Genomic DNA, 11,926 nt, shown 5'->3' with positions numbered 1-11,926 from the left:
GCTGCGTAAGTAGCCATGTATCTCGCTAAACCAAAAAACATAATTGCCCAAGCAATAACTAGAACCGCTAAATATCCATTCTTCATGCGACCCTCAAGTGAACAAACTTGATCATTCCTTCAAGCAAGTTGGCCGTGGCCACACTCGCAAGGATTAAACCCATAACTCTGCTGATGATTGCCGCGCCGACTTTGCCAATGAATCGGTCAATCACGTTGGCCGCCAACATAAGGACAAAGGCGCAAGCCAGAACGAGGAACATAAGCCCTGCTGTGATTAGCTTCCCCGTCATGGCCACTTGGTCAGTCAATAAAACGACTGCCATCATTGCGCCCGGACTCGCAATTGACGGTACAGCGAGTGGGTACACGGCCAGCTCTGACAGCTGAGTTCTACAAATGCGCTTCTTATCCTCTTCGCATAGCTTTTCTTCTTTCTCTGGCTTCGACTCACCGAAGATCATGGATAGGGCAAAGATAAGAAGAACTAGACCGCCTGCAGCCTGAAAAGCTGGTAGGGGTATCTGCATTGCTTTAAGTAGTGCGCCACCTGCGAATAAGAAGAAGCTGAGAATCATCGCTGATATGGCTACAGCCTCTAGGGCCACGATGCGCTTTTGCTTCTTGTTGAGATATGAAGTGCGGGATAAGAAGACAGGGACAGTACCAATTGGGTCGATAACAGCCCATAGGAGTACGAATTGAGTTAATAACAGCTCCAGCATTAACCACCCCCGGCAAAAAAGAATGAGAGGATTACAAGGGCTAGGCTAAAGCAAAGCAGTAGGACTATTAATAATTTGGCTTTCAATGAAAGGAACATAGATCTCCTTAAAAAAGGCACCTGAGTGGTGCCTTTGGTCTTTTTGCGTCAAGTTCACATAAAATTAGAATGCGTACTGCACACCGGCACCGCTTGAGAAGTCAGAGTATGAGCCTGTGGTTTGGTTGATTGTGCCTGATACAGACCCGCCAGTGTCTTTCTCGATGATGCCAGCAGTTGCGCCAGCAGAAACGAAAATGGCCAGAACGGCAGAAGCGATAAATGTCTTTTTCATGTGGAACTCGTATAGTTGCATAGTAATGCCCCTTGGGGCGTTATAGGCGGCGGATTGCACCGTCGCCGGCTTGACGCTGTGAATATTAGTGGGGTTAAATATTGTCACTCAAACCACATTTGAGGGGTTATCTCCCCCTTTATTTTTAAAAAACCAAAAAAATCAGCTGAGTAGCTGTAGTTTTGGGCAAATTAACAAAGTGTTTCCGAATGTAAACGCAGTGACTATGTTCGACCTTTTGCAGGTTTGTCTTTCTCGTATTTTTCGTAACTTGTGCAGCGAACAATGAGTGCTGAGGTTAAGTCGCATTGAGCAAGAGTTGGTATATTGACTAACTTGGGAAGGAATAGGCGCGATTAAGGTAGAAAAAGCCCCAATTGAGGGGCTTGGGTGGGGTTGGTATGATTACCTAGTATTTCGAGTGCTAGTCCCAGCTGACCAGTTTGGCCTTCTCGGCAGTGTAACCAGTCTTGTCTTCATCGGTGATATGGCGCAGGACTTTGGCAGGGTTCCCACCAACAATGGTATTGGCCGGAACGTCTTTGGTAACGACAGCCCCTGCTGCAATGATGGCTCGATCACCAATAGTTACACCACCAATAACCGTTACATCACCACCAATCCAAACATTCTCCCCAATGACAATCTTATCTGAGTAGCAACCACCAAACGCACGTTCCTTAGCGTCAATTGCATGGTTAGCGGTGTACAAACCAACGCGAGGACCAAACAAGACGTTAGCGCCAATAATGATTTCATCGCAGTCTAGTGCAATGCAGTCCCAATTGATGAATGTGTTGTCACCAATGGAAATGTTGAAGCCATACTCACAACGGAAGCCTGTTTGGATCGCGACATTGTCACCGACAGAACCAAACAGGTGGCGCTGCGCTAGTGTGCGCTCTTCGTTTGTCTGAGCTTCTTGCATGGCCTTGACGGCATTGGCTGCGTCTAACCTTGCTGCGTTGCACTCTTCAGAGAAGTCGTTGTATAGACTCTTGCGAGTTGATGAATTGATGGTTTCTTTCAGTTTTGCGTGTTTAGTTTTTAGCATCTTATTGTTCTTTGAGTTTGGTAGTAAAAAGCCCCTCATAGTGAGGAGCTGTGGCCTTCTAGCCAGCTTATCCAGCGCAGGCCGTAATACATCAGCATGGCGAAAGCTAACATGAAGTTAATTACGAGTGTCAGTTCCTTGGCCAGTTTTAGCACTCCGTCACTTCACCAGTGTGTTTGGCGCTGAGCTTGAGGAACCCAAAACCCTTTCCTTGTATTCAGATGCTGATAAAAACACATAATAGCTTGTTATTTATCAGTAATCCGTGATTGATGCCCGTACTGCAAACCCACTAACTCAGCGTGTCGTCCTGAAACCATCGCTCCAAACTAGCGCCCGATAACAGGGGCCAACGGTATCGCTGCATTCAGAAGAATGCACGGCAAGTAAGAGAACTGACTGCCCGTCAAAATCTATCGTTTTCCATTTATTGGCAAGAAATTCATAGGGCTTACCATCCACAACGACCCATAAGAATGTGCCACCAGAACCACCCCACATGGAAGCCGACGTAGAGCAGGAGAACTGTGACGCGTCCACGATTTCTTCTGGTTGGCCATCACCGGTAAAGTCATGTAATGAAATAGCCTGTTCAGTTGCGTGGAATTCGCCATCCTCAAAACGAGCGCATTCTTTTTTAGCATTCTGAACTATCGTGATAGCGTTTTGGGGCTGATCTGTGGCAAAAGTAAATGGGGACAAACACAGAAAAAGCAGGCTGGTAGATAGAAGGGTCTTCATTCAAGCTTTCCTATTTTCAGTACACAGCACATTAAATGTAGCAATGAAGATGGAAAACCAATACCGCCAGAGTGTCAAAGATTGATGAAGATGTATTGTGACCTTGAGCTTGACTCATTAAGCGATGAATGGAGAGGCTGGAGATTGCAAAAAGGGTTATTGATGACACCTAATCAATGGTCATTAACGCCGACAAGGATGATTACAGGTAACGCTTTGATTGAAATTGAAGCAGATCGGGATCGAAGAACACTGAGCACAATTGTTAAAGTGGCAAGACTGGTTCGATAGTTGATAAATAGCCCTCTGAACTAAAGAGGGCTTCAACGAGCATAGCTTACTTTTGGACAAGAGTTTATTAGATTGTTTATTTGGATTTGGTGGGTTCGGGCCAAAAGTTATATTGCAAATCGAATTATTGCGAACCACCATGTTGTTCAAATATCACTTACATAAGATCAGTGCGTACTAAAAACTAGGGACATATAAATTGGGATATTTATCAGAAAAGTCGGCTTTTAAGGTTTCAATAAATGCTTTTGCAGCGGGAGATAAACTGCAATTTTTACGATATACCAACATGATTTTTCGTTGCATCTCGACACCGGATATATCGAAAGAGACTAGCTTGCCATCAGCAACTTCTTCTTCAACAAGAAAGTCAGACACAATCGCGATGCCCGCATTTAACACTACGGATCTTTTTACCGCTTCCATACTCCCCAAAACGATAGTGGTATTGAAGTCAATTTTTGCATCACTCGCGCGTTCTAAATTTTGCAATATCGAACTCTTGCTATTGGATACCAACAAGTTGTTTTTTTGCAAATCTTTCAGACTGATTTTACCCTTATCTTTCCACTTTGCGATACCACTGTGGTTTGGCGATACAATTACTGTTAGTTGATCTTTCAAAATCGGTTCAAAACATAACTTTTTATCATCAACGACATTCGGTTGAGAGACCAACCCCAGTTCCGCCTCACCTTCAAAAGAGATCTCTTGCAGTACATCCTTCGCATATTTAATTCTAGATTCAATCAACACCCCTGGATATTGAAGATGAAAATCCGCTAATACTTGCGGCAAAAGGTAGATGCCAGGAGTATTCGAGCTGCAAAGTAATAAGCTACCCGTAGAAAGGCCATTGATGGCCTCCAGCTCAATTTTTGATTGATGGATCGCCGCAAGAGCCGATTTACAATAAGGTAAAACTCTTCTTCCTGCTTCCGTTAGTTCGATGTTACGTCCTACTCTATCGAACAATTGAGTCTTAAAGTGATTTTCCAAATTTTTTAAGCGTTGAGACATGGTCGCTTGGGTACAAAAGCAGGCATCTGCAGCTTGAGTAAAACTTCTTAATTTTGCAATGGTGACAAATGCTTCTAGATTTTCAATTTTCATTCTTAACTCCTGAACCCAGAAAAAGGCAGCAACATTAATTTGTCACTGCCTTTAAAGGAAATACAATCACTCTTTATTCAAGCTCTGTGTTTTCCATTAGTTGTATCGCTATATCTTGGCCTAGGCACCTAATTTGGGTATGACACCAAGATAATCCATTTGAGTGAAAAAGAACTCCCGTCCTGTCAAATTATTCAGCGAGCCATGGTTAAGGTATTTTTCACCAAAGCCATGCAATTCCATTTTACGTACATCCGTACCAGCAAAAAAAGTAGGGACGGGGTCACCGGAATGGTCGCGACGAATACATGGCGTTGAATGATCACTGGTATAGCCAATGTAATAATTATCGAGATTAATATGTTCCAGAATAAAGCCAATCATATGATCAAACTTTTCAGCCATTTCAACTTTTATATGTGGTAAATTATCATGACCAGCAAGATCAGGGGATTTCACATGTAAGACCACCCAATCGTATCCTTGATTTAGTTTTTCAACGGCCATTTTGGCCTTACCCAAAAAATCCGTATCAAAACCTGCAGTAAAGCTTGGCTGGTGAAACGTATCCAAACCTGACATTCTTGCAATACCGAGAACCGTTCGGTCTCCAGCGATACAAGCTCCGGTAATATCGTATTTATCCGTTACTTTAGGGGCTTGGATCTCTTTACCTACCCCCCGTAACAAAATCATATTTGCTGGTGCTTGTTTATTTTTTCTCCGGGCATGGTTAATAGGATGCAAGTTTAAAACTGTATAAAATTTTTCGCTCAATTCATTAATTAACTGCGCGGTCATTTTCGCATCAAATGAATCATCCAATGGTGTTGAATAAACAACTTTGCAGCCCTCTTTCGCCGTACCAGGATCAGACGTGGTGATCTTTTCAGATAAACCGTCACCACGTAACACCACAGCCACTCGGTGCGCGCTGAGCGCCCTTGCAATCACGAGAGTGCCATTGGAAAGTCTTATTCCATCGACCGCTTCTGCAAGCTCATCTGTCCCAACATTAATTCGTTCAGCTCGGCGATCCAATACGATAAACTCATCATCGACGGTGGCGAAATTACCACGAAACGCGATATCTCCCGGCTGCATGTCAATGCCGGCACCGTAAGCTTCAATAGGACCTCGGCCAGTATAGACTTCATATGGGTCATAACCAAAAATGGCTAAATGCCCGACATCTGTTCCTACAGGAACCCCAGCTTGGACTGGATGAACATTACCAAACAGCCCTTGAGACGCTAAATAGGCCATATTCGGAGTATGGGCGTACTCTAATGGTGTTTTTCCATCGAGTTGTGGATTCGGTAAATCCCCCATACCATCAGCGATAAGTAGCAACGCTTGTTTTTTCATCATTACTCCTTAGTTCGCAGTGGCTTTTTCTGTTGCAGGTTTTGCGTCTAAATTCATTAGAACATCACGGCGTTTCCAAAGTAGTGCTCCTGATAGAAATACCACTAAAGACCACAATGTCCACTTAATCATTGGAGACGGTGAATAGGTACGGATCTTATATATAACGTCATCACCAGGGGACACATTTTTACGCTTTACTTCTACGACTTTCCAATCGCCATCTCGTTTAATTTCAAAGGTTTTTTTCTTTTTCGACCACTCAGGAGCAACCACACCATACAGCTCAGTTTTCTCCGGCACACTAAGCTGACCTGAATACTTCGTAATCGTCACCGGAGAAGTGTTAATGAACTCATAAGAGATCCTTTTTACACCGCCAGGCTGGCTGTATTTGATTTTGGCCTTCTTCGTTTTATACACATCTTCAACAAATAATGTTTGCTGCAACGTGACCTCACTATTCGGTTCAGAAAACTGATAAGCCAATACCTCTCGACCATGAATACTCGTCACTTCTGGCCCTTGCTCTAACTTTCCGCTCAATGATGAATATTCACTTACAGAGCTGTCTTGGTAGCTTGGTAAATAAAGGAGACCTTGCTCATTAGTCACACCTGAGACCGTAATACTAATTCTTCCGTCTTGCTCCACAGGCTGAATGATTTCACTGTAATTATGGATTTCACCTAGCTCACTAGCTTGAATACTCACAGCCGCCAGAATGAGAGAGCCTGTTGATAGATATTTCATTGCCTTTTTCATACTTTTTCCCTCCCAATTAAGCGGTAATGCCAAGATATGCAAACCATGTAAATGACGCGCCAAACAAGATGCACCATTTCGCCATCAGGGTCAGAATGCCATAGAGCAATTGGTTATTTACTGAGAAGTAACCCGTACTGTAGTAGACCAAGTTCGCTTTGCTGTGCGGTGGCAGAGTAATGGTATCGGCAATGGTAAAGGCAGCAGGAAGAGCAAGCATCAGAGGTGATACACCCGCCGTTTCAGCCAAACCAATCAGAGTCGGGATAAGAATGATGGTACGTACCGTTTTACTGGTAAACACAAAGTGACTAAAGCTGGATATTGCAATCACCACTCCATAGAGCATGGTGAAGCTCATGTGCTGTACACCAAGGCTCGAGAACAACCCACTCAATGCCCAAGTTGCGACACCAGTTTCACTCAGTGATACCCCGCAAGCGTAGGCACCGGCAGCAAATATCATCAGGTTCCATGGAATTTTGGCTTCTTTCCAGGTCAGGATCCCAATGTAAGGCATAAAGAACATCGAAGCTGCAATAATTGCGACCATCACTAAGCTAAATTGGAAACCAAAAATGTCCAGATGCCACTTATCTGTCGCCCACAAAGTAATGGTTAATAAGAAAATACCCGCAGCTTTTTTCTCATCTAACGTTACTTTACCGAGATCATTATATTGTTTTTTAATTTGATTAATTTCATCACCACCCGCTTTAGCATCCGTTTTGGGTCTAAATAACACCAAACCAATGAAGAAGGAAGCAATCAAGGTTAGTATTGCAATTGGCGCAGACGCAATAAACCATTCCCCCCAAGAGACTTCAGATCCCGTAAATTCTTTGAGTAAGCCAATCGCTAAAATTTGTGGTGCTGTTGCGGTGACAATCGCACTGGTAGAGATGTTGTTGGCTTGCAAACCTTGAATAGCTAGCAATTTGCCTAGATTCTTATTTCCCTTCTCAACGTTATACGCTTTGGCAATCAACAACACGATTGGTAATAGCATGGCTGCTCGAGCAGTCGTCGAGGGAATGATAAAGGCGATGGTAAAGTTCGCGGCCATTAACGACATCAGAATTGACTGCCAAGTTTTACCGAAACGGGTAATGATAGCTAATGCAATACGCTTGGCTAATCCACTTTTTTCCATACCGGAGGTAATGATAAACGCTGAAACCATCAGCCAAATAACACCGTAGCCCAGCGTACCAAGCGCATCCTTTTCGGCCCAACCGCCTAATACAGATAATAATGCAATGGCGAGCATTGATGATGCGTAATTCGGTAGGGATTCACTGATCCATAGGATCAAAGCAAAAAAGAATATCCCAAGAGACATCTTGCCTTCAAAAGTGATCCCATCAGGTGTTGGTATTGAATAGAACAACATAAGTACCACCATGGCCAAAGGCAGGCCGAGGTAATACATGATTTTTTCCGTTTTGCTTTTGCTACTGAGATCTCTTGCGATGGCTATCATCTCTCAGTCTCCTTATTATTTGCTTCGCAATGATTATGCTAGGCATATCACCTAGCGATTATGGCGTTTCAATATTCGAAACGCTTGCCCAAAATAGTACTGATGAGACTATCTTCGGTTAAATCGAAAGCTGTAATGCAATGCATTGGAAAAGCCGATGTGGAGACATCAGCTTTCCCTCAGTGCTTATTAAGCAGTTGTTTTAAAAGTCAATTTTAAAGTATAACCACAGAAAGATTAAGGGTTATATGACCATTTAGATGATATCAAAGTGTGAAGTGAAACAATTTGAATAAAACAAATCTGGGTTTGAAGTCAAAATTCCTAACGATTGGTCAATTTTTATCAGAAGGTTGGGGAGGGCACGTCCCGGAAATGGCAGTAATCAAGCGATAGGGTGGAATAGCCGTCAAATTTTTGATTTAGAGGTTTCGAGTATCCGGCCAACATCATGAACTAAGTGAAAACTACATTTTTCGATTTTTTAAATGCGGATTAAGCATCGAACAGACAGCAGAATTATGTTTTAAAAGTGTGAGGACAGTCACGCGGTGGGATGAGGGAAAACCGATACCGCCAGAGTGTCGAAGATTAATGCGCTTGTATTGTGGCCTTGAGCTTGACCCACTGAGCGACGAGTGGAGAGGCTGGAGAATACAAAAAGGATTATTGATGACACCTAATCAATGGTCGCTAACCCCAAGTAGGATCATCACAGGCAATGCCTTGATAGAGATAGGAGCAGAATCTGATAGAAAAGTAATTAGTACAATTGTCAGAGTCGCTAGGTTAGTTAAGTAAATTAAAAGCCCTCTAGGTTGTAGAGGGCATCGTCACACTTAACTTAACTCAGGAATAATGGAATACGTCTTTGCGTGTTGAGTCATTTTTATTACATCAATTCCATTGTCTACGAACACCTTTTCTTCTTCCGAGGTTAGTTCACATCTCATACCAAGATAGGCTTTAGTAGGGACTAAGACACCTTTAGTGAATGGCATAAAGAATAATTTGTCCTCCTTCACGACACCTTCTTCTTTTAGATTGATAGCTAAACGGTATTCCCTTTCATATCGCCACCCCTTGAACTTACTTTTGGTTGCTTCTATCAACTCATCCTCCCAGCGAGGGCTGCACGCAGATATGTGACGAGGTGACTTCATATACTTAATTTTGTTGAGGTAACTTGATGGAATATTGAACTCAAAGCAAATACCACTGTGGTTACCAGCATAATGAGCCCACTGTAGTGGGTCACCCAGCTTTTTGGTAAAACAAAGAAAACCCATCACATTATCAAAATGGTTCTTTATTTGCTTTTTACGCTCTTCGGTCGCTCCATCAAGACTAAGATAAAACTCATACGGATCATTCATGCAGTTCAATGTGGCTATTTTCAGCCGAGACTTTTGGAGGTTTTCAATCGCATACTGCTTTAGCATAAAGTGATATAGCTTCATCATCGCTCCTAGTATAAATTTGCACGTGATTCACGCCATATATGCGGTTCTTTCACGAATTATATGATACTAACCCATTACTGTGTCTAGGCATGTGATCATTTTCCATCTATTGCATATATGCGTAACAATTACTAACGCTAGCTTTAGATATCATTTGTTTGACTAGGTACGAATAACGCATGTTCTTCGGGTGAGTTTCCGCAAGTAAAATCGCACACACATGACATGAATGATCTTTTTCTCTAACACGAATAATGGGGCATTGTTGAGTTAAAACTTGAGTCATAACTGCCATGAATTGTTGTGAGGACGTGGCGATACTAATGACCATAGAACTAACTTGAAGACTTTAGAAGCACCTCCAAAGAGCAAGTTCTACGGTTAAATTAGATTTGTCAGACGCTATAAACTTTCACCCCGCATTACTATACGGGGTACTTAAACTAAATGTGAGAATCAATCTGATTTTTGATTGCTGTAAAGATAGAGTACTTGCCTTCGTCTACCTTTCTTCCACAAAGTTTGTGTAATTGCATAAGAGTAAAAGCAATTAACATTGCTAAAACCACCTGTACTGGAGATAAGATTAAATTTACAATCGTACACTTAGCAAATATATCTGAATCAATCTTATTCTCAGTCTCATTCAGTTGAGGTATACTCTTTCTTTTTTTATTTGAGCCGAATATCTTAACTTTCAGGTATCCAATAAAAGTATGATATAAAAGTTGGGTAATATAAAAATGCTTTCCGGAATTTAAAAATCTTCGTGTGACTTTTCTTTTTAATAATTGAGAGTATGAATCATCATTTAAAATATTTAGAACTTCTATCTGTAATAGTTTTCTTCTCTTAAGTGATTCATTCCAAAGAAGCAAATATGCACAAGAACCACCAAAAACAATAATCATTGGAAACAGTTGATTAAACATCTTGATTCCTCTCTTGATTTTTCCTTAATGATGTATTGTAAGCTGCAATAATTTCTGAATTTTGACTTTTTCTTAAAGCTGTTAATGGTAATGCTGAAACAGCAACTAGCGGTGTTGCACATATCATCAATATACATGTATTAACGACAAGAGGTGCCTTCTCATGCAGGGCATTAAGTTGCTCTAACACACTAGCTATCCATGAAAAATCCATATTTTCTTCAGTCGCCATACGAGTAACACTCCAGTAGCCACTCCTATTTCAAGGAGCACATTATGCTGTGTTATGTTCAAAAGCAAATTTAATGATAAATCAATGGTTTAGTATGTTTTCTTTACAGGGAAAGCGTTCAATGCCTAAACATCATGAACTAAGTGAAAACTACATTTTTCGATTTTTTAAATGCGGATTGAGCATCGAACAGACAGCAGAATTATGTTTTAAAAGTGTGAGGACAGTCACGCGGTGGGATGAAGGAAAACCGATACCGCCAGAGTGTCGAAGATTAATGCGTATGTATTGTGGCCTTGATTTGGATCCACTGAGTGAAGAATGGCGAGGATGGAGAATTCAAAAAGGTCTATTACTGACACCGAACGATTGGTCACTGACACCAACTAGGATCATTACAGGAAACGCATTGATTGAGATAGGAGCAGAACCCGATAGAAAAGCAATCAGTACAATTATTAAAGTTGCAAGGTTAGTAAAGTGAATCAATGGCCCTCTAGATTAAAGAGGGCTATATCGTACAAAACTTACTCTTGGACAAACCTTTGTTACGAATTCCTAAACAAAAGATATTAAACTGCTGAGGAAAGTAATCTAATAAATTACACGGCATGGTAAATTTTATGTTTCAATACAGTTACTTATGGAATTTTGGTGTGTAATCTACGCATGATAAAGGTTCACCAGTTCGATTTTCGAATATATTCAAGATATATTCTTCTCTGTCAAAGTCATAGTGACCGTCAACATCGAACATGAAAATATCTATTAGGATTTGCCTGATTATTTCTCTTAATTCTTGTGGTGATATAAAAAACCATTCTGATTTGTTATTAGTACTACGATGTTTTATAGCTTTAAACCCACGATTTTCAACATTAGATTTAATGTAACCTTCAATCTCTTTGACTTTCTCTTTCTTAACATTTGCCTTTAGTTTAAAAGCATAGCAGATGAGATAATCTGGGTTCGAGGCACAACGACCTCGTGTTTCAAGACCATTGGTAGTCATACCAATTTTCGCTCTGCCCCTTTTCTCAGTGTCGACTCCTATGTAGATCCAGTTTTCTCTTGAATCAATATTACGGAGCGTTTCATCCATAACGGCGTCTACTGTGTAATCTCGGTATTGATAATTGGATAAAAATTCATCGTGCATTGATATACATCCCGTGATATGCGTTGTATGCTTTTGGCTTACTTTATCAATCGACTCGGATCGAAGCAAATGACTAGAGTATTGATAAAGTAATAAGCTATGAGTACCGCTCCAGCATCATAGATATCATAAATTAGTACATCGCGTGGCAAGCCCTTCACTATTGATTAAATCAACCAAAGAACCAGATCTTTAGTAATCGATTTGATCGCATACCGGACAAGAAAAATGGATAATCATCTGATTGAATACTCATGGGATAAAGCAA

At 41.4% G+C, this 11,926-nt stretch carries 12 protein-coding genes and 1 pseudogene; 1 reads left to right on the top strand and 12 read right to left on the bottom strand.

Features of this window, described 5'->3' with window-relative positions; all coding sequences use genetic code 11:
• Positions 1-82 precede the first annotated feature (82 nt).
• The 11 genes and pseudogenes from L4D79_RS08400 to L4D79_RS08350 all read right to left on the bottom strand — a co-directional run bounded on the left by L4D79_RS08400 (position 83) and on the right by L4D79_RS08350 (position 10,499).
• Positions 83-724, bottom strand: a complete 642-nt coding sequence (locus tag L4D79_RS08400; protein WP_428649899.1) for a MarC family protein — start codon at positions 722-724, stop codon at positions 83-85.
• Between the two features lie 162 nt (positions 725-886).
• Positions 887-1,057: a hypothetical protein gene (locus L4D79_RS08395; RefSeq protein WP_428649896.1), complete on the bottom strand. Its 171-nt coding sequence runs from the start codon at positions 1,055-1,057 to the stop codon at positions 887-889.
• Between the two features lie 490 nt (positions 1,058-1,547).
• Positions 1,548-1,703: pseudogene (locus tag L4D79_RS08390) on the bottom strand (DapH/DapD/GlmU-related protein); the annotation flags it as partial.
• Between the two features lie 705 nt (positions 1,704-2,408).
• On the bottom strand, positions 2,409-2,852 hold the full coding sequence (locus tag L4D79_RS08385; RefSeq protein ID WP_428649893.1) for a hypothetical protein: 444 nt from the start codon (positions 2,850-2,852) through the stop codon (positions 2,409-2,411).
• A 468-nt stretch (positions 2,853-3,320) separates the two neighbouring features.
• Positions 3,321-4,256, bottom strand: a complete 936-nt coding sequence (locus L4D79_RS08380; protein WP_428649891.1) for a LysR family transcriptional regulator — start codon at positions 4,254-4,256, stop codon at positions 3,321-3,323.
• A 120-nt stretch (positions 4,257-4,376) separates the two neighbouring features.
• Entirely contained in the window at positions 4,377-5,624 is a 1,248-nt protein-coding gene (gene apgM / locus L4D79_RS08375; RefSeq protein ID WP_428649889.1) for a 2,3-bisphosphoglycerate-independent phosphoglycerate mutase, read from the bottom strand.
• Positions 5,625-5,633: 9 nt separating this feature from the next.
• Positions 5,634-6,389, bottom strand: a complete 756-nt coding sequence (locus tag L4D79_RS08370) for a hypothetical protein (protein ID WP_428649887.1) — start codon at positions 6,387-6,389, stop codon at positions 5,634-5,636.
• Positions 6,390-6,405: 16 nt separating this feature from the next.
• Positions 6,406-7,872, bottom strand: coding sequence for an SLC13 family permease (locus L4D79_RS08365; protein ID WP_428649884.1), 1,467 nt, complete (start codon positions 7,870-7,872; stop codon positions 6,406-6,408).
• An 839-nt stretch (positions 7,873-8,711) separates the two neighbouring features.
• Entirely contained in the window at positions 8,712-9,332 is a 621-nt protein-coding gene (locus tag L4D79_RS08360) for a DUF2971 domain-containing protein (RefSeq protein WP_428649882.1), read from the bottom strand.
• Positions 9,333-9,778: 446 nt separating this feature from the next.
• Positions 9,779-10,267, bottom strand: coding sequence for a hypothetical protein (locus L4D79_RS08355; protein ID WP_428649880.1), 489 nt, complete (start codon positions 10,265-10,267; stop codon positions 9,779-9,781).
• The gene (locus L4D79_RS08350; RefSeq protein ID WP_428649877.1) at positions 10,260-10,499 is read right to left on the bottom strand and encodes a hypothetical protein; all 240 of its coding nucleotides are present in this window, start codon (positions 10,497-10,499) and stop codon (positions 10,260-10,262) included. The genes L4D79_RS08355 and L4D79_RS08350 overlap by 8 nt, the downstream gene beginning before the upstream one ends.
• 73 nt (positions 10,500-10,572) lie before the next feature.
• On the opposite strand from L4D79_RS08350, the gene L4D79_RS29920 reads away from it, so the two are divergent.
• Positions 10,573-10,983, top strand: a complete 411-nt coding sequence (locus L4D79_RS29920) for a DUF3653 domain-containing protein (RefSeq protein WP_489685940.1) — start codon at positions 10,573-10,575, stop codon at positions 10,981-10,983.
• Between the two features lie 153 nt (positions 10,984-11,136).
• On the opposite strand, the gene L4D79_RS08345 is transcribed toward L4D79_RS29920, so the two are convergent.
• Positions 11,137-11,658, bottom strand: coding sequence for a GIY-YIG nuclease family protein (locus L4D79_RS08345; RefSeq protein ID WP_428649874.1), 522 nt, complete (start codon positions 11,656-11,658; stop codon positions 11,137-11,139).
• Positions 11,659-11,926: the final 268 nt, after the last annotated feature.

It is taken from the genome of Photobacterium satsumensis (assembly GCF_050336935.1).
GTDB classification, from domain to species: Bacteria; Pseudomonadota; Gammaproteobacteria; order Enterobacterales; family Vibrionaceae; genus Photobacterium; species Photobacterium satsumensis.
This window is presented reverse-complemented; position numbering and strand designations above follow the sequence as displayed.

Bases quoted from the DNA above. Each gene is read 5' to 3' on its own strand.
- L4D79_RS08400 (WP_428649899.1), bottom strand. From the start codon at position 724: ATGCTGGAGCTGTTATTAACTCAATTCGTACTCCTATGGGCTGTTATC.
- L4D79_RS08395 (WP_428649896.1), bottom strand. From the start codon at position 1,057: ATGAAAAAGACATTTATCGCTTCTGCCGTTCTGGCCATTTTCGTTTCT.
- L4D79_RS08385 (WP_428649893.1), bottom strand. From the start codon at position 2,852: ATGAAGACCCTTCTATCTACCAGCCTGCTTTTTCTGTGTTTGTCCCCA.
- L4D79_RS08380 (WP_428649891.1), bottom strand. From the start codon at position 4,256: ATGAAAATTGAAAATCTAGAAGCATTTGTCACCATTGCAAAATTAAGA.
- apgM (WP_428649889.1), bottom strand. From the start codon at position 5,624: ATGAAAAAACAAGCGTTGCTACTTATCGCTGATGGTATGGGGGATTTA.
- L4D79_RS08370 (WP_428649887.1), bottom strand. From the start codon at position 6,389: ATGAAAAAGGCAATGAAATATCTATCAACAGGCTCTCTCATTCTGGCG.
- L4D79_RS08365 (WP_428649884.1), bottom strand. From the start codon at position 7,872: ATGATAGCCATCGCAAGAGATCTCAGTAGCAAAAGCAAAACGGAAAAA.
- L4D79_RS08360 (WP_428649882.1), bottom strand. From the start codon at position 9,332: ATGAAGCTATATCACTTTATGCTAAAGCAGTATGCGATTGAAAACCTC.
- L4D79_RS08355 (WP_428649880.1), bottom strand. From the start codon at position 10,267: ATGTTTAATCAACTGTTTCCAATGATTATTGTTTTTGGTGGTTCTTGT.
- L4D79_RS08350 (WP_428649877.1), bottom strand. From the start codon at position 10,499: ATGGCGACTGAAGAAAATATGGATTTTTCATGGATAGCTAGTGTGTTA.
- L4D79_RS29920 (WP_489685940.1), top strand. From the start codon at position 10,573: ATGATAAATCAATGGTTTAGTATGTTTTCTTTACAGGGAAAGCGTTCA.
- L4D79_RS08345 (WP_428649874.1), bottom strand. From the start codon at position 11,658: ATGCACGATGAATTTTTATCCAATTATCAATACCGAGATTACACAGTA.